This window comes from Streptomyces huasconensis, from assembly GCF_021028635.1.
Taxonomy (GTDB): Bacteria; Actinomycetota; Actinomycetes; order Streptomycetales; family Streptomycetaceae; genus Streptomyces; species Streptomyces huasconensis.
The window spans coordinates 6561256-6580321 of sequence record NZ_CP086119.1 but is presented as its reverse complement, the minus strand read 5'-3'; the positions used below and the strand labels follow the sequence as shown (position 1 = coordinate 6580321).

The following is a 19066-nucleotide window of genomic DNA, read 5'->3' as shown; positions in this document are numbered from 1 at the left end:
CGCCGCGGCCGCAGCACCGCCCCCGCACGGCGCAGCGTCACGCCTCGCTGTGCGAGAACAGCTTCAGGACCGGTACGCCCACCTTGTGCCGGGCCCGGGAGGCCCAGTCCCGGTGGAAGAACTCCTCCACGTAGTGCGGGTCGGTCAGCACGATCACCTCGTCGGCGCCCGCCTCGTCGACCAGCGCCTGCAGCGCGTCGAGCGGGTGGTCCTCGATGAGCCGCCCCTGTGCCTCGCAGCCCGCCGCGTGCAGTGCCGCCAGCGAGACCCGCAGTGCCTGTTCGCCGAGGGCCGCCGCGTCCTCCCCCTCGGGGGTCTCGCCCTCACGCACCGCTTCGTCGAGTTCGCCGAGGGCGACGTCGTCGATGGCCCGCAGCAGCCGGTCCGCCTGGTCGCCCCGGGGCTGGAGCAGTACGTGGAAGGTGACCGGCTCGTCACCGTGCAAAGTCGTGACGAACTCCACGTCGGCGGACGTCAGGGCCTTCTCGATCATCAATACGCTTCTGAACACGACAGGCGCCCTTCTCGTCCGTGGGCCGTTCTGAGGCCCTTGCGGAAACCATCCTGCCCCGTGGCCGCACGGGGCTCTGCGAGATCTAGTGTGCCCGCCCGAAGCCAAACGGAACGGTCAATTCCGCTGATTGTCAGCTTCGGCGGTAGCGGGTGAAAAGGAACCCGTCCTCTTCCAGTACGGACGTCAGTACGAATTGGTCGGGCGTCGCCAGGGCCTGCCCACCCGCGATCCGCTGCGCGTCCCCCGCGGTGAGCATCGGCGAGACCGTCAGGCACAGCTCGTCCAGCGCCCGCGCGGCCACGAACTGTCCGAGCAGGCGGGGCCCGCCCTCGGTGAGCAGCCGGGTCAGCCCGCGCTCGGCCAGGGCGGGCGCCACACGCGCCGGGTCCACGGTCGCGCCCTCGCCCGCGGCGACCACGACGGCGCCCGCCCGCTCGGCGGCGGCGATCCTGTCGGCGGGCGCGGCGGCGCCGGTCACCACAAGCGTGGGCGTCAGCGGCCCGGCGAAAAGCGGAAGGGAGAAGTCCAGGTCGAGGCTCGCGCTGACGACCGCGATGGCGGGCGCCGGGGTCTGCCCGGCCGCCGCCCTGCGCGCCGCGAAGGCCTCACGCGCGCGTGCCGGGCGGTATCCCTCGGCCCGCACCGTCTCGGCCCCCACGACCACGACGTCGGCGAGCGCGCGCAAGGTGCCGAAGATCCGCATGTCGGTGTCGTTGGAGATCGGCTGGGAGCGGCCGTCGTGCTGGGCGGCGCCGTCGAGCGTGGAGACCATGTTGGCGCGCAGCCACGTGGCCTCCCCGGCGGCGGCCCCCGGGGGGTAGGCGTACGCGTCGGCCAGCTCGTCGAGGCTCCAGTCCCGCAGGTCAGCGGTGCTCGGGGCGGCTGTCTGGTCGGTCACAGGGAACAGGCGTCGCATATCCGCAGTCTCGCACGCCCCTTAAGCTGGGGAACCGTGCCGTCCTCCACCTCCGCCTCCGGGCCCAGCTCCCCCGCCGACGTGGCGCCGCTGTCCCTGTGCGCCCGCGAGCCCCACGTCCCCGCCGACCGCCTGGTCGCCGAGATGGTGCCGCCGCCGCGCTTCGACGCGGTGCGCTTCGACACGTACATCCCCGACCCGAACCAGCCCAGCCAGACCGAGGCGGTCCGCGTCCTGAGCGGCTTCGCGGCGGGGCTCGGCGGGGCGCACGCCTCCGGGGCCGGGAAGAGGCGCTGGTTCCAGAAGAAGGCCGCGGCTCCCGCCGGGCCCCGGGGCGTCTATCTCGACGGTGGTTACGGCGTCGGCAAGACCCACCTCCTCGCCTCCCTCTGGCACGCGGCGCCCGCGGCGTCCGAGCAGAAGGCGTTCGGCACCTTCGTCGAGCTGACGAACCTGGTGGGGGCGCTCGGCTTCCAGCAGACGGTGCGCACGCTCAGCGGCCACCGGCTGCTGTGCATCGACGAGTTCGAGCTCGACGACCCGGGCGACACGGTGCTCGTCTCCTCGCTGCTGGCCAAGCTCATCGAGCAGGGCGTGGCGCTGGCCGCGACCTCGAACACGCTGCCGGGCAAGCTGGGTGAGGGCCGGTTCGCCGCGACCGACTTCATGCGCGAGATCCAGGGCCTGTCCGCCCACTTCAAGGCGTTGCGCATCGACGGCGAGGACTACCGCCACCGCGGGCTGCCCGAGGCTCCGGCCCCGTACTCGCAGGAGCAGGTCACCAAGGCGGCGTACGCGACCGCGGGCGCCTCCCTCGACGACTTCCCGCACCTCCTCGCGCACCTGGCCAAGGTCCACCCGAGCCGCTACGGCGCGCTGACCGACCAGCTCACGGCCGTCTGCCTCACGGAGGTGACGCCGGTGCCCGACCAGTCGACCGCGCTGCGCCTCGTGGTGCTCGCCGACCGCCTGTACGACCGGGAGGTGCCGGTGCTGGCCTCGGGTGTGCCCTTCGACCGGCTGTTCAGCGAGGAGATGCTGAACGGCGGCTACCGCAAGAAGTACTTCCGCGCCATATCCCGGCTCACGGCGCTCGCGCGGGACGCGAAGGGCCTCGTCTCGGCGTAGGGGCTCGCGCACGGGCCGGGACGCCACGCCCGAAGCAATGGTGACGCGCGTGGTTCCCGCACCCCAGGGCACGTGGTACACACATCCGGTCACATTCCTGTCCGCCAGCAGGAGGTTGCCCATCATGTCTGCCACTCGACGTCAGGTTCTCGCCCGCACCGGTGCCGTGGGCGCGGGAATCGCCTTCACCGGCGCCCTCTCCGAACTCTTCGCGGGCACCGCGGCCGCGCACGGAAAGGCCGGCTACGGCCCCCTGGTCCCCGACCCCAAGGGCCTGCTCGACCTGCCCAGAGGCTTCCGCTACAAGGTCCTCTCCCGCGAGGGCGACGCCCTCCGGTCGGGCGAGGGCAAGGTGCCGAGCAACCACGACGGCATGGCCGCCTTCGCGGGCCGCAAGGGCGGCGTCCACCTCGTGCGCAACCACGAGAACCGCGTCACCGGCAAGATCGGCGTGCCGACGGTCAAGGGCCTCACCTACGACCCGGCGGCGAAGGGCGGCTGTACGGCGCTGGCCCTCGACCGGAGAAACGACGTCCTGGACGAACGCGTCGCGATCGCCGGGACGGCCGTGAACTGCGCGGGCGGGCCGACCCCTTGGGGCACCTGGCTCACCTGCGAGGAGACCGAGGACAAGGCAGGCACGAACGGCTACACCAAGGACCACGGCTTCATCTTCGAGGTCGACCCGGTGGACCCGCGCCGCACCGGCGCCGTGCCGCTCACCGCGATGGGCCGCTTCCAGCACGAGGCGATCGCCGTCGACCCCCGGCACGGCGTCGTCTACGAGACCGAGGACGCCTTCCAGAAGCCGTTCGGCCTCTTCTACCGCTTCCTGCCCAACAAGCCCGGGGGCGGCCGCGGTTCGCTGCGCGCGGGCGGCAGCCTCCAGGCGATGCGGGTGCCGGGCGTACCGGACCTGTCCTCGGTCCAGGAGACCGGCGCGCGCTTCGACGGCATCGAGTGGGTCGACGTCCCGGACCCGCTGGCCGCGCAGACCCCCATCCGCCATCAGGACTTCGGCCCGAAGGGCATCACGCACGCGCAGAAGCTGGAGGGCTGCTACTGGGGCGGCTCGTCCGTCTACTTCGTCTCGTCCTTCGCCCGCAGCGCCGACGGCTCGACGGGCGACCACTTCGGTCAGATCTGGCGGTACGACCCGGCCGCGCGCCGCCTCACCCTCGTCATCGTCTTCGGCCCGAGCACGGACATCCAGCTGCCGGGCGAGTCCCCCGACAACATCTGCCTGGCGCCCAGCGGCGGGTTGATGGTGTGCGAGGACGGCGAAGGCGCCCAGCACGTCTACGGCCTCACGCGGCGCGGCGAGGTCTACGCGATGGCCCGCAACCGCCAGACCATCGGCACCCCGGAGAAGCCGGAGTGGGGCGAGTTCGCGGGCGTCACGTTCTCCCCCGACCACGCCACGATGTACGTCAACTGCTACTCACCCGGCACGACGTTCGCCGTGACGGGGCCCTGGCACAGGTGACGGCACGCCCGGCAGCGGCACCCAAGGCGCGTGCCCCTGCCGGGCGCCCGGTGGTCAGTACGCCGTGACGGGGTAGTGGTCCGAGAGGTTCGTGTACGTGTACCGCTTGCCCCAGCTGGAGACCGTCCAGGGCGCGCTCTGCTCCTTGAGCACGTTGTTGTGCCAGGTGGCGGGGCGGGCGTGGCCCTTGCGGTGCAGGATGTGGTCCAGGTCCTCGCGGGGGTCGTCCGGATAGCGCTCGGCGGCGATGGAGTTGTCGCGGGTGTCGAAGGAGTACGAGTGGCCCGTGCGCGCGTCGGCCGCGACGAAACCGCCGTCCGCGAGCATCGAGGCGTACTCCGCGCTGTGCGTGTCGACGTTGAGGTCGCCCGCCACGATGACCTGTTCGCCCGCCGGGATGTTCTTGGCGTCCAGGAAGGCGTCCATCTCCTTGAACTGCTTGGCGCGCGTGGCGGCCGCCTCGCCGCTGCCGCAGCCCGGGTCGGTGGACTGGGCGTGCGTGCCCACCACGTGCGCCTTGGTGCCGTTGACGTCCAACACGGCGTAGACGAAGCCCTTGTTGGAGTACGCGTCGGAGCCGCAGGCGTCCTTGTAGACGTACTGCTCCTTGCGCGTGATCGGCCACTTGCTGAGGACCGTGACGCCGCCGTCCTCGGGCGTCACCGAGGAGTAGGCGCCGCCGGTGGCGTCCCAGCCGTCCTTGCCGCGGCCCATGACCGGCGTCTGGTGCGGGTAACGGTCCTTGGCAGCGGCCTTCAGCGCGTCGGACGAGGAGTTGTCGAACGCCTCCTGGAGCACGACGACGTCCTGCCCCTGGAAGAAGCCGGCCGCCGGTATCGCCCTCGCGCGGTGGTCCTGACCCCAGTTGGGATAGAGCGTCTTGCTGAACAGGAACGTGTTGTACGTCAGGACCTTGAGCGGCGGCGGCGCGGCGGACCCGTCGGCGGCGGTCGCGGACGGGGTGACGGCGGCGAGCGTGGCGGCGGCGAGGGCGGCGGTGACCGCCGCGGCGTGGGACTTGCGCAGCGCTGAGTGCGGCACGGAGAACTCCTGAGGGTGGGGGGGTCGCGGGGTGCGGGGTGCGCGGGAGGCGCCCCTCGTTCGGGCGCTCGAACATCCAATCAGCCGCGGTTACTTCTGGGGATACTTCGCGTGAACACCCCGTTCGTTTCCCCGTTCCCCTCGGAAAACCCGCTCCGGCGACGCCGCGAAAGGCCCCGTGCGGCCGTTCGGCGGGCGCGCGGCGAGCTTGGCGGGCCGCGGCCGGGCGAGGTCCCCGGCCGCCCTCCCGCGGGCCCGTCAGGCGCCGGTCGAAGCCTTCCGAAGCCTGCCGTAAACCCGGCCTGACCTGGGCTTTCTTCGCCTCTGCGGCCTACAATCCCCGTATCCGGAAGGGGACTTGATGGACCGCGACCTCCGCACGTTCGACGACGTGATGAAACTTCTCGACGGCCTCTTCGCACCTGAGGCCGACCGCTGGACGTCCGGCGGTGCCGCCTGGTGGGACGACTTCTACGCCGACCGCGGCAGGCCCGTGCCGTTCTTCGCGGCGAAGCCGGACGAGAGCCTCGTCTCGTACGTCCAGCGGGGCCTTGTCACGCCTGGCCGCGCGCTCGACCTCGGCTGCGGTCCGGGCCGCAACGCCCTCCACCTCGCCTCCCTCGGCTTCGAGGTGGACGCCGTCGACCTGTCGCCGGCCGCGCTCGCCTGGGCCGAGGACCGCGCCCGCGAGACGGGAGCCGACGTGCGCTTCCACCAGGGCGACGCCTTCGCCCTCACGCGGGCGGAGTTGGCGGGGCCCTACGACCTGGTCCATGACTCGGGCTGCTTCCACCACCTGCCGCCGCACCGCCGCGTGAGCTACCTCGCGCTCCTGGACCGCGTCCTGGCCCCCGGCGGCCACTACGCCCTCACCTGCTTCGCGGCCGGCGAGGGAGGCATGGGTTCCGAGAGGCCCGACGCGGACTTCTACCGCGACGCGCGGCTGCACGGCGGCGTCGCCTACGACGACGCGTCGCTGCGGCGGATCTTCCGCGACCTGACGGTGGTCGAACTGCGCCGCATGCGCGACGAGCCCGCCGACTCCCCGCTCTTCGGCGAACCCTTCCTCTGGACGGGCCTGTTCCGCCGCGACGCAGCGAGTGCCGCGGCCCGCTGACCCCGCCGCCCCGGCGGCACGCGCGGCGCCCGTCAGAGGTCGGCGAGCGCCCCGTCCACCGTGGCGAGCAGGGTCTCCCGGTCGTCGTGCACGCGACTGAGGACGCGCAGTCCGTAGTAGGTGCTCTGCACCCGGCGGGCCACGGTCCGCGCGTCGCCGGTGGAGCGGATCTCGCCCGCGCGCCGCCCCTCCTCCACGACCGCGCACAGCTCGTCCTGGACCCGGTCGAAGCTGCGCCGCACCGCCACCTTGACCTCCGGGTCGAGCCCGGCGACCTCGACGGCGGCGTTGATCGCGAAGCAGCCGCGGCCGTCCGCCTCGTCGAGATCGGCGTCCACGGCGTGGAGCATCATGGCGCGCAGCCGCTCCTTCGCCGGGCCGGGGCCGCGCAGGATCTCGACCTGTTCGGCGGTGGCGGTGTCGTGGTAGCGCTCAAGGGCCCGCAGGTAGAGCTGCCGCTTGCCGCCGAAGGTGTTGTACAGGCTCGAAGGCCCGAGGCCGGTGCTGTCGCACAGGTCGCGCGTCGATGTGCCCTCGTACCCGTGGCGCCAGAACGCCTCCATGGCCGCGGTGACGACGCGGTCCTCGTTGAACTCTCGTGGCCTGGCCATGCGCCCACAGTAGACGTTTTGGAACACACTCACAAAACCCGGTTCCCCCGGCACCCGCACCCCTCACGCGACGGCGCCGACCGCCTCGATCTCGATCAGCCACGCGGGGTCGGCGAGGGCGGCGACCTGGACGAAGGACTCGGCGGGGAACGGCACCGTGTAGTACTCCGCGCGGAGTCCGGCGAAGACGTCCTGGTGGGACATGTCGGTGACGAAGACCGTGACCTTGACCAGCCGGTCGAGGCCGGAGCCGCCGTGGGCGAGGACCGTGGCGAGGTTGGCGAGCGCCCGCCGGGCCTGCGTCTCGAAGTCCCCGGCGCCGACGGTGCCGCCGTGCTCGTCGACCGGGGCCTGCCCCGAGGTGAAGACGAGGCCGCCGACGCGGACGCCGAGCGAGATGCCCGCCGACTCATACCAGTCGGGGTCGGCGGTCACCCGGACACGGGTCGCGCGGGTCTCCCGCGCGCCCGCGTTCACGCCTCCGCCTTGGCGGTCTCGCGGGAGATCACGGCCATACGCGGCCGCGTCTCGTTTCGTTCCGGCCCCGATCGCCGGAGGTGCGCCGCCCACAGCACACCCGCCGCTCCGGCCACGGCCAGCCCCGAGCCGACCCAGGCCACCGACGCGTAGCCGTACCCGGCGTCGATGGCGAGGCCGCCGAGCAGCGGGGCCACGGTGTTGCCGACGTTGAACGCGGCCGTGTTGACCGCGCCGACGAGCGTCGGGGCGTCCGGGGCGAGCGTGAACACCCGTGACTGCAGGGCGGGGTTGGTGACGTATCCGACGAGACCGAGCAGGAAGACCAGCGCGACCACCACGGCCGTGACGTGCGCGGTGAGGGCGAGCAGCGCGGAGAACACGGCGAGCGCGCCGAGCCCGATGCCCAGCGTGCCGAGGGGCCGCGTCTGCCCGGTGCGTCCGCCGATCACGAGGCCCGCGAGGCCGCCGGCGCCGAACAGGGCGAGGATGGCCGGCACCCACCCCTCGGAGACCCCGCTGACCTCGGTCAGGAGCGCCGCCAGGTAGCTGAAGGTGACGATGACGGCCCCGAAGGCGAAGGCCGTGACGGCGTACGACAGCCACAGCTGCGGCCTGGCCAAGCCCCGCAGCTCGGCCCTGACCGAGGGCCGCTCCCCCTCGCCGCGGCCGCCGGGGACCACGAGCAGGGTGCAGACGAGACTGACCACGGTGGCCGCGGCCACCGCCCAGAACGCGGCGCGCCAGCTGGAGTGCTGACTCAGGAGCGTGCCCGCGGGGACGCCGACGATGGTGGCGAGCGTCAGCCCGCCCGCCACCACGGCGACCGCCCGCGCCTTGGCCGCCGCCGGGGCGAGCGCGACCGCCGTGGCCACGGCGACGCCCCAGTAACCGGCGTACGCGAGGGCGCTGACGACGCGTGAGACGAACAGCACCGCGTAGCCGGGCGCGAGGGCGCCGACCACGTGCGCGACGACGAAGGCGGCCTGGAGCGACACGAGCGCCGTGCGGCGCGGCCGGCCGAGCGTGGCGACGGCGAGCAGCGGCGCGCCGACGACCATGCCGATCGCGAAGGCCGAGATGAGCAGGCCGGCGTCCGGGATCGAGACCCCCAAGTCGTCGGCCATGCCCGGGAGCAGGCCGGAGAGCATGAACTCCGAGGTTCCTTGGGTGAAGATGCCGAGTCCCACTATGTACACCGCAGGTGGCATGGGGAGAGGTCCTCCGATCGTTTTTTGAATCGAGCGCTTCAGAACGAACGGGTCAGGACGCTAACACATTCTGAAGCGGACGCTTCAGAATGGGGAGGAGTCAGCGGGCCGCCGACCGGGTCCGGCCCAGACGGGTGGTCGCACGGCATCCCTGCGGGCCGATAACCGCATTTGTCACATTTGCCCTTATATCGTCACCGCGTGATGACTCTCGTACGGAGACGCGCCGCGCTCTGCGCCCTCGCCCTGACCACCGTTCTCGTCGGCTGCTCGTCCGGCGGCCCCGCGGCGCCCGGCCGGCCGGGCCGGCCCGCGACCGCCTCGCCGCCCACGCTCGCGCCCGGCCCCTCCGGCCTCACCCCCGTCTTCGCCCACGGGCCGCGCACGAAGAACCGCACGGTCGCGCTCACCTTCGACGCGGACATGACCGCGAACCAGGGGGCGCGCGCGGCGGCCGGTGAGCGGTTCGACCACCCCGAGCTGGTGGCGACGCTGCGCCGGCTGAAGGTGCCCGCGACCTTCTTCATGACCGGCCGCTGGGCCGAGGAGTATCCCGACCAGGCCAAGGGCATCGGCCGGGACCCGCTCTTCGAGGTGGCCAACCACTCGTACAGCCACCACGCCTTCACCGGGAACTGCTACGGCCTGCCGACCGTGGCGCCGACGCGGATGCGCGCCGACATCGACCGCGCCTTCGCCGCCTTCCGCAAGGCGGGGGTCAAGCGTGCGATGCCGTACTTCCGCTTCCCCGGCGGCTGTTACGACGAGCAGTCTTTGCGCACGCTCGCCCCCGCCGGTGTCACCGCCGTGCAGTGGGACGTGGTGAGCGGCGACGCCTTCGCGACGGACGCCGACGCGGTGGCCCACCAGGTGCTCGACGGAGTGCGGCCGGGGTCGGTCGTCGTCATGCACTGCACGCGCAGCGCCGCCCCCACGACGGAGCGCGCGCTGCGGACGATCATCCCGAAGCTGCGCGAGCGCGGCTTCCGGTTCGTGAAGGTGTCGGAGCAGATCAGGGCCCAGCGGGCGGCCGAGCCGCGGAGCTAGGCTGGACCGTATGGCGGACGACGACTACTGCGCGGGCACGAGTGCGAGTACGAGTGGGCGTACGAGTACGGAGCGCGCGGGGGCCGGGCCCGGCCCCGCGGCGGACGCCGCCCCGGGGGACGGCCCCTTCGCCGCGTGTGTGCTGTGCCAGGCCCCCACCGCGTACCCCGAGTCGCACAAGGGCGTCACGCTCTGCCCGGCGTGCGAGTGGCAGGAGGCCCAGCGCACGATGTGCTCGGGCTGACCCGACGCACCCGCCGAAGCAGGGCTACCCCTCAGCCGCGCCGCGAGGTGAGGGCGCAAGCCGTCCACACCACCGCCACCGCCGCGGCGGCCGCCCCGGCCAGCGCGCCCAGCGGCCATGGCACGACACCTTCCCGCGACCCCGCGGTCAGATCGGTCAGCACCGACCGCGCCGGAGAGCCGGTGGTGGTCAGCAGGAAGAGCGCGCCGAGCAGCATCGCCGGCACCGCCTTGCCCGCCGAGCGCAGCAGCGGCCACGTGGTGAGCGCCCCGACGGCGGTCCCGAGCAACGCGCTGACCAGCATCGCGATCAGCCCGGCCGCGCCCGCGGGGACGCGGGCCACCGGCAGCCGCCCGTTGGTGCTCCCCGCGTCGCTGATGACCGTCACGACGAGCACGGCCAGGACGCCGAGCGCGGCCGCGGCGAGGAACGCGGCCAGCAGGGCGGCGAGGTGGGCCCGCGCGGGCCCGGCCGCGGCGGCGGAGCAGGTGCGCGCGGCGGGCGGTTCGTTGCTCGCACAGATCCGCACCAGCCAGGCGGCCACCGGCAGCAGCGCGGCGGCGGCGTAGGCGAGGGAGTCCAGGACGGGCTGTCCGCTCTGGACGCCGACGGCGAGGAAGACGGCGTACAGGATGACCGGGGCCAGCCACCGCTGCGAGCGTGCCAGCAGGGCGAGTTGGTAGTGCAGCAGCGCGGTCATCGGGGGGCCTGCCCTTCGGCCGCCGGGGCCGGGGCCGGGCCGGGAATCACCGGCGCGCGCTCCACCGTCACCACGTGCCAGGGCGGCCGAGCCGTCAGCAGTTCCCGCAGGACGAGGTCGGAGTGGCTCTCCGGGACCGTGAGGGTGCGCGAAGCCGCAGCGTGCGACATCACGTCGCCTGTCTCCACGGCCACCGCGCCGCCTGTCTCCACGGCCACCGCGGCGACCGGCCCCGGCAGCTCCGCGCCCTCGGGGCCGCGCGTGACGATGACGACCGCGGGCCCGCGCCGCATCGCGGACACCCGCTCCTCGGCCGCCGACGAACTCCCGCCGGGCGTACGTCGTTCCAGTGCCGTTCCGTCCACCGCGTACGCCTCGTCGACGGCTCCCGCCAGGCGGCGCGGGTCATGGTCGACGAAGACGACGCAGCCGCCCGCGGCCGTGCGCTCGGCCACCGCGCGGTCCAGCTCCGCGCGGGCGGCGGCGTCCAGCCCGGTCCACGCCTCGTCGAGGACCAGCAGGCCGGGTGCGGCCACCAGGGCCTGGGCGACGGCGACCTTCTGGCTGCTGCCCTTGGACAGGTGCGAAAGGGGCGTGTCCGCGAACCCGGCGGCGCCGAACCGCTCCAGCCACTGCTCCGCGCTCCGCTCCGCCGCGCCCCGCGCGAGGCCGTGCACGCGGGCCATGTGCGTGAGGTAGCCGAGCGCGGTGAACGGCATCGCGGCGGGGAAGCGTTCCGGGACGAACGCCGTGCGCGGCCGCCCGGTCACCCGGCCCTCTGAGGGCGCGTCGATACCGGCGAGAAGCCGCAACAGGGTTGATTTCCCACTGCCGTTGGCGCCCTCCACGCGCACCAGGGCGCCCGCGCCGACGCCGAGGTCGACGCCGCGCAGCACCCACGGGCCGCGCAGGCCGTAGCGCCGGCCCACCCCGCTCAGCCGCACCACGAGATCACGTTCCATGCGGGCCATCCTCGCGCACGGCCGCACCCAGGAGCCGCCCGGAGCCCCGGCCGGGCGGCGCCGGGCCGCCTGGCAGACTGGACCCGTGAGCACCTCCGACGCCCCCGACAGCCCCTTCCGGCACGCGCGCACCGCGCGCGACGAGGCCCCGCAGTTCGTGCTGCCCCTCGTCGCCCGCATCGAGCGCGCCGCTCCCCCGGCCCGCACGGACGCCCTGGAGACCGCCGCCCGCGCGGTCCTGGTGATCCTCGGCGACGAGCGCTCCACCGGGGACGGCGAGTGGGCGCGGGCGATGCGCGACTGGCAGGACGCCCGCATCCGCAAGGTGGTGCGCCGGGCACGCGGCGCCGAGTGGCGCAGGGCCGAGGCGCTGCCCGGCATCACGGTCACCGGCAAGTCGGCGGAGGTCCGCGTCTTCCCGCCGGTCCCGCTGGACGGCTGGCCCAAGGACCTGGCCCGCCTCCAGGTCTCCGGCACCGACCTGGACGACCCGGAGCCCCCGGCCGGCGCCGACCCGACGCACCCCGTCCTGTGGATGAGCCCCGACGTCGAGATGTCGGCGGGCAAGGCCATGGCCCAGGCGGGTCACGGCGCCCAACTGGCGTGGTGGGAGCTGTCGGACGAGGAGCGCACGGCCTGGCGTGAAGCCGGTTTCCCGCTCTCCGTGCGCACGGCCGACCCCGCCCACTGGCGCGAACTCACCGCGAGCGGCCTCCCGGTGGTGCGCGACGCGGGGTTCACGGAGATCGCGCCGGGATCCTGCACGGTGGTCGCCGACCACCCGGCGCTGCGCCCGGCCCGGCCGTGACCGGTGGCGGTGGGCCCGGGGTGTGCCGCCACCGGGTCTCCGCATCCAAAACGGGCAATCTCGCGCGCCGTTGAACGCCCCACCCGTATCTTCCGTACTCCCCGGTATCACCGGCGACACGGAGCACCACGGGAGGCACCTTGCGACGCGTCAACGGCACGGCACTGATCATCGCGGCACTCGTCGCCACGCTGGGCGCGATCGCGTTCCCCGTGTGGTCGTACGCGGACCGCTCCGGCACCGGGCCCGCCAATCTGGCCGCCGGGAGCGTGGCCACCCAGTGGGGGCCGCTGTCGGCCGCCGACCGGGACCTGCTGGTGAAGGTGCGGCTCGCCGGGCTCTGGGAGATACCCGCAGGGCAGCAGGCCATGGAGCGCGCGCCCACCGAGGCCATCAAGGAGGCGGGCGACCATCTCATCGTCGGCCACACCGACCTCGACCAGCGGGTCCGTGGCGTCGCCGCGCAGCTCGGCGTGGAGCTGCCCAACCAGCCGACGGAGCAGCAGCAGGGCTGGCTGAAGGAGTTGACGGAGGCGAGCGGCGAGACGTACCAGCGCAAGTTCGCGAATCTGCTGCGCGTCGCGCACGGCAAGGTCTTCAGCGTGATCGCCCAGGTGCGCGACACCACCCGCAACACACTGATCCGGCAGCTCGCCACCGACGCCAACCAGACCGTCCTGGACCACATCACGATGCTGGAGGCCACCGGGCTCGTCGACTTCGACGGGATCGCGAACGGCGCCGCGTCGAACGCCACCGCCGTGCCCACCGGGCCCCCTCCGCCCTCGGGCGTCACACCCCGCGAGCCCGTCCCCGCCGGGCCCAGCGGCGAGGTGTCCACCACGTCCCGGCCCTCGCCCGCGCCGCCCGGCCAGGTCAACACCGGCAGGCCGGAACCTCAAATGTAGCTCTGAACGTCTCCCCGTGAGGGTTCGGCCGGTGCCGCCCGGGCCAAAGTGCTGGGGACGGGGGACCGGGGGACGGGGCTCCAGGGGGACGACTAGGGGGAGCGGCATGAGACGGCTCGGAACCGGTATCGGGTGGCGTCCGGAAATAGCGGACGCCGTGGAGGCCATGCCCGGGATCGACTGGGTGGAGGCGGTCGCGGAGAACATCTGCCCGGGGCATCTGCCCGACTCGCTGGTGCGGCTGCGCGAGCGCGGCGTCACCGTCGTGCCGCACGGCGTCTCGCTCGGGCTCGGCGGCGCCGACCGCCCCGACGAGGGGCGTCTGACCGCGCTCGCCGAGCGGGCGCGCGCGCTCGGCTCGCCGCTGGTCACCGAGCACATCGCGTTCGTGCGCGCCGGGGGCGACCTGACCGCCACCCAGCCCCTGGAGGCCGGGCACCTGCTGCCGGTGCCGCGCACCCGCGACGCGCTCGACGTGCTCTGCGAGAACGTCCGCATCGCGCAGGACGCGCTGCCCGTGCCTCTCGCCGTGGAGAACATCGCGGCGCTGATCGCCTGGCCCGACGAGGAGATGACCGAGGGGCAGTTCCTGTACGAGCTGGTCGAGCGGACCGGCGTACGCCTCCTCATCGACGTCGCCAACCTCCACACCAACCACGTCAACCGCGGCGAGGACCCGGCCCGGGCGCTCGACGAGCTGCCGGTCGAGGCCATCGCGTACGTCCATGTCGCGGGCGGCTTCGAGCGGGACGGCGTCTGGCACGACAGCCACGCGCACCCGGTGCCGGAGCCGGTCCTCGCGATCCTGGCCGACCTCGCCTCGCGGGTGACGCCGCCGGGCGTACTCCTGGAGCGCGACGAGAACTTCCCCGAGCCGGCCGAGCTGGAGCGGGAGCTGACCGCGATACGGGCCACGGTGAAGGCCTCGGGCGAGCTGCCCGCGGAGCTGCCGGGTGCGCGTGCGGAGGTCCGGCCCGCGCCCGGCGCCGCCCGGCAGCGCACCGCCGTCGCCCAGGCGGCCCTGCTCTCCGCGCTCGTGGCGGGCACCCCGGCGCCCGAGGGCTTCGACCACGCGCGCCTGAAGGTGCAGAGCCACGCGCTGGCCGCCAAGCGGGCCGACGTGGTCGCGAAGGTCGCGCCCGAGCTGCCGGACATCCTCGGCACGGCGTACCGGGCCCTCTTCCTCGCCTACGCCCGGGCCCGGCCCATGACGGGCGGCTACCGCCACGACGCGCTGGCCTTCGCCGGGCACCTGCTGCTCGCGGGGAACTCCCTGGCCGACACCGACACCGACGCCGAGGCGCGGCGGCGGCTGAGCGACTGGTGGCTGGAGCGTTCGGGCCCGGCGCCCCTGTCCCGGCGGCCCGCCGCCCGCCTGCTGCACGCCACCCGCCGCGTCCTCCAGAGGCGGTGACCTCATGAGCACCGCAGGCATCATCTACACGCTGCTCGTCGCGCTCTCCTCCGTCGGGCTGATCCGGGCCGTGGTGGCGGCAGGCCGCGCCCAGGGCCCGGCCGGTGGCGGCCAGGACGACGAGGACGCCTTCGTGCGGGGCACGGCGGAGGCCGCGTTCCTCTCGGGAGGTCCCGCCCGGCTCACCGACGCGGTCATCGCGGGGCTGCACGAGGACGGCCGCCTGGTGGTGGCCGGGCCCGGTGTCGTCGGCATCCCGCGGCCCACGGCCAGGAACGCCGTCGAGCGGGCGGTCCTCGACGCCCACGCGGCGGCTCCGGGCGGCGCGCTGCACTGGCTGCGGACGGCGGTGATGCGCAGCCGTCCGGTGCAGGAGACGGGTGACGCGCTCGCGGCGCGCGGCCTGATCATGCGGCCGGGCCCGCGCCGGACCTGCCGCCGCTGGGCCGCGGCGCAGCTCTTCGGGAGCTTCTGCGGGTTCGGGGTGGCCGTGATGCTGACGATGGTGGAGTACGCCAACGCCCCCTTCGAGGAGGGTGGTTTCGACCAGGTGTCGGACGGCCTCCTCGCCCTCGTGCCCGCCGGGTTGATCGGTTTCGCCGTCGGGCTGGCCTGCATGTCGGTCGGCGAGAAGCAGCTCACCGGTGCCGGGCGCCGCGCCTTGGACGAGTACGTCGCCTCGGCGGGGCACCTCACGGGAGCCGCGCACCTGGTGGCGACCCGGGGTCTGGCCGCCGCCCACCCCGATCTGCGGGACCAGCTGATCGCCGCCGCGCGTGTCGGGCGGGGGCACCGGATGCCCGTCATGGCTCCGCCCTTCCTCCCGCATCACGACCCGGACCTGTGGGGCGCGGCGGCGGTGGTGTGGTGCTCCTCGGGCATCGGCGGCGGGGACGGGGGCGGGGGCTTCGCGTGCTCGGGCTCGGGAGGCGGCGGAGGGGGCTCGGCATGCTCCGGTGGGGGCGGGGGCGGCTCGGCATGCTCCGGGGGTGGAGGCGGCTCGGCCTGTTCCGGCGGCGGGTCCTCCTGTTCCGGCGGCGGCGGAGGCGGCGGGTCCTCCTGTTCCAGCGGTGGAGGCGGCGGCTCCAGTTGCGGCAGCTCGTCCTCCTCCTGACGACGGGCCCCGAACGAAACGTCACCCACCCGTCACCCCGCGTCCACATGGTGAACAAGCCGTGGCGCACAGGGGCGCCGTCGCATAGAAAACCGCCATGTTCTGGGTCCCCCTGCTTCTCCTCGCCTGGGCCGTGACCGCTCTCGCCTGCGGCCGGCTCTGCCTGACCGCGAGCCGCGCCGCCGAGCAGGACGCGAGCGCGGCCCGTGGGCATGAACTCACGGTCTACGAGGCCGCGTTCCTCTCCGGCGGTCCCACCCGGGTCGCCGACGTGACGCTCGTGGCGATGGCGATGGCGCGGGCGCGGCGGCTGCTGATCGCGCACACCGGCTGGGCGACCGTGGTCGATCCGGTGGGCCGCGACGCCATGGAGCGTTCGGTGCTCGGCGCGATCGGCCCGGCGGGCCAGTCCCCCATCGCCCCGATACGCCGGGGCGCGGCCACCGCCGACGCCGTGCGGGCGCTCGCGGACCGGCTCGTCGGCGCGGGGCTCGCCGTGCCGGACGGCGCCGCCTCGGAGGTCGCGGCCGCCGTGCGTCAGGTGCGGGCCGCGACCGTGGTGGTGCTCGCGCTCGGCGGCGCGGCGGTGCTGATGCCCGGTCAGGGGCAGGGCGGGGCGGGACAGGTGCCCGTCGCCGCCTGGTTCGGGCTGCCGCTGCTGCTGTGCGTGGGCTGCCTGGTGATCGCCCGCGTCGAGGTCCATCCGTACACGCGCTGGGCGTCTCCCGCGGGCCAGCGGCTGCTGGGCGCGCTGTCCGCCCGTGACGACCACCTCACCGCGGTGGCCGTGCGCGGGGTCCGGGCCGTCGCGGACCCGGAGCTGCGGGCGGCCCTCTCCGCCCGACGGCGCCCGGGGGCCGCGCACGAGGGGCATTGAGCCGACACCGGCGGCCGGTGCTTTACTTCGCCGATCATCACACGAATCATCCCTTTTGTTCGAACGTCCCGTGGTTCGGACGGCATCCGGAGCGCACCGAGTGGAGCGCCCGGCCGGACAGAAGAGGTGGAGAAGCGCGATGAGAGCAGCAGCCGCCCGCTACGGAACCGCCGGTTCCCTGGTCCTGACCGCCCTCGTCGCCGCCCCGGCGGGAAGCGCGGGCGCCGCCCCGCCCTCCCCCGAGACCCGCGGCACCGCCGTCGCCGCGCAGCGCGCCGAGGCCGCCGGCATCCGCTGGGGCGCCTGCGCCAAGGCCGAGAAGCTGCCCGCCTCCCTGAAGTGCGGCACGGTCTCCGTACCGCTGGACTACGCCCGCCCGGACGGCCGGCAGATCAGACTGACCGTCAGCCGCGCCAAAGCGACGGGCAAGTACGGCAAGCGTGCCGTCGCACGTCAAGGGGCCCTCGTCTTCAACCCCGGCGGCCCCGGCGGCTCCGGCATGTACTTCCCGCTGATGGGCCTGATGCCCGAGTGGAAGCGCCTCGGGGCGGCGTACGACCTCGTCGGGTACGCGCCGCGCGGGGTCGGGCGCTCGGCGCCGCTGTCCTGCCAGGACCCGAAGGAGTACGCCAAGGCGCCCACGCAGTCGCAGAGCCACCCCGACGCCTCGTACAAACGTGAACGCATCGCGCAGGCACAGGCGTACGCGCGCGGGTGCGCCGAACGCAACCCGGGGCTGCGGCACTACACGACGCTGAACAACGCGCGCGACCTCGACGTGCTGCGCGCCGCGCTCGGCGAGCGGAAGCTGACGTTCATGGGCGCGTCGTACGGCACCTACTTCGGGGCCGTGTACGCGACGCTCTTCCCGACGCACGTGCGCCGCATGGTCTTCGACTCGGCGGTCAACCCCGCGCCCGCACAGATCTGGTACCGCAACAACCTCGACCAGTCGGCGGCCTTCGAGCGGCGCTGGGCGGACTTCCGCGCCTGGGTCGCCAAGCACGACAGGACGTACCACCTGGGCACGACGCCCGACGAGGTCCAGCGCCACTACGAGAAGGTGCGCGCCGAGCTGGCCCACAAGCCCGCCGGCGGCAAGGTCGGCCCGGGGCAGCTCCAGGCCGCCTACCTCATGGCCGGGTACTACGACGACTTCTGGCCGGCGCGCGCCGAGGCTCTCGCCGCCTACGTGAAGGGCGACGCGCGGCCGCTGGTCCAGCAGGCCGCGCCCGAGCCGCGGGCGGCGGCCGAGGAGGAGAACGGCAACGCCGTCTACACGGCCGTCGAGTGCAACGACGCGCCGTGGCCGACGGACTTCGCCACCTGGGACCGCGACAACTCGGAGCTGGCCCGGGTGGCGCCCTTCGAGACGTGGGACAACGTGTGGATGAACCTGCCGTGCGCCTACTGGCCCGCGCCCCGGCAGCAGCCGGTCGACGTGCGCGCGTCGGCGGGCGAACTGGCCCCCACGCTGATCCTCGCCGCCGAGCGCGACGCGGCGACCCCGTACGACGGCGCGCTGGAGCTGCACCGCAGGCTGGCCGGGTCGGTCCTGGTCACCGAGCGGGACGCGGGCACGCACGGCATCGGCGGCGGCCCCAACCGCTGTGTCAACGGGCACCTGGAGGCGTACCTCCTGGAGGGCCGCCTCCCGGTGCGGCGCGCGGCGTGCGCGCCGCACAAGGAGCCGCTGCCGCACTCCGGACAGCGGGCGGTGCCGCGTCCCAGGGCCCTGTGAGCCAGGGCCCCGTGCAGGGGTGACAGGGGGCTACGCGAGCCCCGCCACCAGCTCCGCCACGGACTTGCGGCGCCCGGTGTAGAACGGCACCTCTTCGCGGACGTGCATACGGGCCTCGGAGGCGCGCAGGTGACGCATGAGGTCGACGATGCGGTACAGCTCGTCGGCCTCGAAGGCCAGCAGCCACTCGTAGTCGCCGAGGGAGAAGGAGGCGACGGTGTTGGCGCGCACGTCGGGGTAGCCGCGGGCCATCTTGCCGTGGTCGGCGAGCATGCGGCGGCGGTCCTCGTCGGGCAGGAGGTACCAGTCGTAGGAGCGCACGAAGGGGTAGACCGAGACGTAGTTGCGGGGCGTCTCGTCGGCCAGGAAGGCCGGGATGTGCGACTTGTTGAACTCCGCGGGGCGGTGCAGCGCCATGTTCGACCAGACCGGCTCCAGCGCGCGGCCCAGCTTGGTGCGGCGGAAGAGGTTGTAGGCCTCCTGGAGCTCGTCGGAGGTCTCGGCGTGCCACCAGATCATGACGTCGGCGTCGGCGCGCAGGCCGGAGACGTCGTAGGTGCCGCGGATGGTGATGTCCTTGGCGGCGAGCTGGTCGAAGAGTTCCTGGACCTCGTCGGCGTAGCCGCCGCGGTCCTCCGGAAGCACGTCACGCAGCTTGAAGACCGACCACAGGGTGTAGCGGATGACCTCGTTGAGGTCCTTGGCCTTCTTGCCGGCGTTGGGGGTCTTGGCGGGGGCGTCGTCACTCAT

General features: G+C 73.9%; 20 protein-coding genes. 11 read left to right on the top strand and 9 right to left on the bottom strand.

Going from position 1 to position 19066, the window contains the following annotated elements; all coding sequences use genetic code 11:
- Window positions 1-37: 37 nt before the first annotated feature.
- Window positions 38-511, bottom strand: coding sequence for an indole-3-glycerol phosphate synthase (locus J2N69_RS29410; RefSeq protein ID WP_230903381.1), 474 nt, complete (start codon window positions 509-511; stop codon window positions 38-40).
- Window positions 512-644: 133 nt separating this feature from the next.
- The gene (locus J2N69_RS29405) at window positions 645-1430 is read right to left on the bottom strand and encodes a pyrimidine reductase family protein (RefSeq protein ID WP_230903380.1); all 786 of its coding nucleotides are present in this window, start codon (window positions 1428-1430) and stop codon (window positions 645-647) included.
- Between the two features lie 36 nt (window positions 1431-1466).
- Here J2N69_RS29405 and zapE point away from each other — a divergent pair, with 36 nt between their 5' ends.
- Together zapE and J2N69_RS29395 are read left to right on the top strand one after the other, a co-directional pair.
- Window positions 1467-2558 (top strand): cell division protein ZapE, encoded by a 1092-nt coding sequence (zapE, locus tag J2N69_RS29400; RefSeq protein ID WP_230903379.1) that lies wholly within the window; start codon window positions 1467-1469, stop codon window positions 2556-2558.
- 124 nt (window positions 2559-2682) lie between these two features.
- Window positions 2683-4044, top strand: a complete 1362-nt coding sequence (locus J2N69_RS29395; protein ID WP_230903378.1) for an alkaline phosphatase PhoX — start codon at window positions 2683-2685, stop codon at window positions 4042-4044.
- Between the two features lie 54 nt (window positions 4045-4098).
- On the opposite strand, the gene sph is transcribed toward J2N69_RS29395, so the two are convergent.
- Window positions 4099-5085: a sphingomyelin phosphodiesterase gene (gene sph, locus J2N69_RS29390; protein WP_230903377.1), complete on the bottom strand. Its 987-nt coding sequence runs from the start codon at window positions 5083-5085 to the stop codon at window positions 4099-4101.
- A 361-nt stretch (window positions 5086-5446) separates the two neighbouring features.
- On the opposite strand from sph, the gene J2N69_RS29385 reads away from it, so the two are divergent.
- A complete protein-coding gene (locus tag J2N69_RS29385; protein ID WP_230903376.1) occupies window positions 5447-6202 on the top strand; it encodes a class I SAM-dependent methyltransferase in 756 nt (251 codons plus the stop codon).
- Window positions 6203-6234: 32 nt separating this feature from the next.
- Here the strand turns inward: J2N69_RS29385 and J2N69_RS29380 are convergent, their stop codons facing one another.
- From J2N69_RS29380 to J2N69_RS29370, 3 genes are all read right to left on the bottom strand, one after another.
- Entirely contained in the window at window positions 6235-6813 is a 579-nt protein-coding gene (locus tag J2N69_RS29380; RefSeq protein ID WP_230903375.1) for a TetR/AcrR family transcriptional regulator, read from the bottom strand.
- A 63-nt stretch (window positions 6814-6876) separates the two neighbouring features.
- The gene (locus tag J2N69_RS29375) at window positions 6877-7290 is read right to left on the bottom strand and encodes a RidA family protein (RefSeq protein ID WP_230903374.1); all 414 of its coding nucleotides are present in this window, start codon (window positions 7288-7290) and stop codon (window positions 6877-6879) included.
- Entirely contained in the window at window positions 7287-8501 is a 1215-nt protein-coding gene (locus tag J2N69_RS29370; RefSeq protein WP_230903373.1) for a Cmx/CmrA family chloramphenicol efflux MFS transporter, read from the bottom strand. The genes J2N69_RS29375 and J2N69_RS29370 overlap by 4 nt, the downstream gene beginning before the upstream one ends.
- A 201-nt stretch (window positions 8502-8702) precedes the next feature.
- Here J2N69_RS29370 and J2N69_RS29365 point away from each other — a divergent pair, with 201 nt between their 5' ends.
- Both J2N69_RS29365 and J2N69_RS29360 read left to right on the top strand, forming a co-directional pair.
- Complete coding sequence (locus J2N69_RS29365) at window positions 8703-9548, top strand: polysaccharide deacetylase family protein (RefSeq protein ID WP_230903372.1); 846 nt, start codon at window positions 8703-8705, stop codon at window positions 9546-9548.
- A gap of 10 nt (window positions 9549-9558) precedes the next feature.
- Entirely contained in the window at window positions 9559-9792 is a 234-nt protein-coding gene (locus J2N69_RS29360) for a hypothetical protein (RefSeq protein ID WP_230903371.1), read from the top strand.
- 31 nt (window positions 9793-9823) lie between these two features.
- On the opposite strand, the gene J2N69_RS29355 is transcribed toward J2N69_RS29360, so the two are convergent.
- Both J2N69_RS29355 and J2N69_RS29350 read right to left on the bottom strand, forming a co-directional pair.
- Complete coding sequence (locus J2N69_RS29355) at window positions 9824-10492, bottom strand: ABC transporter (RefSeq protein WP_230903370.1); 669 nt, start codon at window positions 10490-10492, stop codon at window positions 9824-9826.
- Window positions 10489-11454, bottom strand: a complete 966-nt coding sequence (locus J2N69_RS29350) for an ABC transporter ATP-binding protein (RefSeq protein WP_230903369.1) — start codon at window positions 11452-11454, stop codon at window positions 10489-10491. Before J2N69_RS29350 ends, J2N69_RS29355 begins: the two co-directional genes overlap by 4 nt.
- Between J2N69_RS29350 and J2N69_RS29345 the strand changes: the two genes are divergently transcribed.
- The 6 genes from J2N69_RS29345 (at window position 11453) to J2N69_RS29320 (ending at window position 18316) form a co-directional block, all read left to right on the top strand.
- On the top strand, window positions 11453-12262 hold the full coding sequence (locus J2N69_RS29345) for an aminoacyl-tRNA hydrolase (RefSeq protein WP_408056823.1): 810 nt from the start codon (window positions 11453-11455) through the stop codon (window positions 12260-12262). The two genes, J2N69_RS29350 and J2N69_RS29345, sit on opposite strands and share 2 nt — an antisense overlap.
- A gap of 140 nt (window positions 12263-12402) precedes the next feature.
- The gene (locus J2N69_RS29340) at window positions 12403-13170 is read left to right on the top strand and encodes a DUF4142 domain-containing protein (RefSeq protein ID WP_127911583.1); all 768 of its coding nucleotides are present in this window, start codon (window positions 12403-12405) and stop codon (window positions 13168-13170) included.
- Window positions 13171-13276: 106 nt separating this feature from the next.
- Window positions 13277-14584 carry an MbnB/TglH/ChrH family RiPP precursor modification enzyme gene (locus J2N69_RS29335; protein WP_230903367.1) on the top strand — a complete coding sequence of 436 codons (1308 nt, stop codon included), beginning with the start codon at window positions 13277-13279 and terminating at the stop codon, window positions 14582-14584.
- Between the two features lie 4 nt (window positions 14585-14588).
- On the top strand, window positions 14589-15698 hold the full coding sequence (locus tag J2N69_RS29330; protein WP_230903366.1) for a TIGR04222 domain-containing membrane protein: 1110 nt from the start codon (window positions 14589-14591) through the stop codon (window positions 15696-15698).
- Window positions 15699-15795: 97 nt separating this feature from the next.
- Window positions 15796-16575: a TIGR04222 domain-containing membrane protein gene (locus J2N69_RS29325; RefSeq protein ID WP_230903365.1), complete on the top strand. Its 780-nt coding sequence runs from the start codon at window positions 15796-15798 to the stop codon at window positions 16573-16575.
- 139 nt (window positions 16576-16714) lie between these two features.
- A complete protein-coding gene (locus J2N69_RS29320) occupies window positions 16715-18316 on the top strand; it encodes an alpha/beta hydrolase (RefSeq protein WP_230903364.1) in 1602 nt (533 codons plus the stop codon).
- 30 nt (window positions 18317-18346) lie between these two features.
- Here J2N69_RS29320 and hemQ read toward each other — a convergent pair whose 3' ends face one another.
- Entirely contained in the window at window positions 18347-19066 is a 720-nt protein-coding gene (gene hemQ, locus J2N69_RS29315) for a hydrogen peroxide-dependent heme synthase (protein ID WP_127911580.1), read from the bottom strand.

Excerpts from the sequence above, each read along its gene's own strand:
- J2N69_RS29405 (WP_230903380.1), bottom strand. The coding sequence starts at position 1,430 with ATGCGACGCCTGTTCCCTGTGACCGACCAGACAGCCGCCCCGAGCACC.
- J2N69_RS29325 (WP_230903365.1), top strand. The coding sequence starts at position 15,796 with ATGTTCTGGGTCCCCCTGCTTCTCCTCGCCTGGGCCGTGACCGCTCTC.
- hemQ (WP_127911580.1), bottom strand. The coding sequence starts at position 19,066 with ATGAGTGACGACGCCCCCGCCAAGACCCCCAACGCCGGCAAGAAGGCC.
- J2N69_RS29320 (WP_230903364.1), top strand. The coding sequence starts at position 16,715 with ATGAGAGCAGCAGCCGCCCGCTACGGAACCGCCGGTTCCCTGGTCCTG.
- J2N69_RS29330 (WP_230903366.1), top strand. The coding sequence starts at position 14,589 with ATGAGCACCGCAGGCATCATCTACACGCTGCTCGTCGCGCTCTCCTCC.
- J2N69_RS29335 (WP_230903367.1), top strand. The coding sequence starts at position 13,277 with ATGAGACGGCTCGGAACCGGTATCGGGTGGCGTCCGGAAATAGCGGAC.
- J2N69_RS29355 (WP_230903370.1), bottom strand. The coding sequence starts at position 10,492 with ATGACCGCGCTGCTGCACTACCAACTCGCCCTGCTGGCACGCTCGCAG.
- J2N69_RS29370 (WP_230903373.1), bottom strand. The coding sequence starts at position 8,501 with ATGCCACCTGCGGTGTACATAGTGGGACTCGGCATCTTCACCCAAGGA.
- J2N69_RS29395 (WP_230903378.1), top strand. The coding sequence starts at position 2,683 with ATGTCTGCCACTCGACGTCAGGTTCTCGCCCGCACCGGTGCCGTGGGC.
- J2N69_RS29350 (WP_230903369.1), bottom strand. The coding sequence starts at position 11,454 with ATGGAACGTGATCTCGTGGTGCGGCTGAGCGGGGTGGGCCGGCGCTAC.
- J2N69_RS29360 (WP_230903371.1), top strand. The coding sequence starts at position 9,559 with ATGGCGGACGACGACTACTGCGCGGGCACGAGTGCGAGTACGAGTGGG.
- J2N69_RS29380 (WP_230903375.1), bottom strand. The coding sequence starts at position 6,813 with ATGGCCAGGCCACGAGAGTTCAACGAGGACCGCGTCGTCACCGCGGCC.
- J2N69_RS29385 (WP_230903376.1), top strand. The coding sequence starts at position 5,447 with ATGGACCGCGACCTCCGCACGTTCGACGACGTGATGAAACTTCTCGAC.
- J2N69_RS29345 (WP_408056823.1), top strand. The coding sequence starts at position 11,453 with ATGCGGGCCATCCTCGCGCACGGCCGCACCCAGGAGCCGCCCGGAGCC.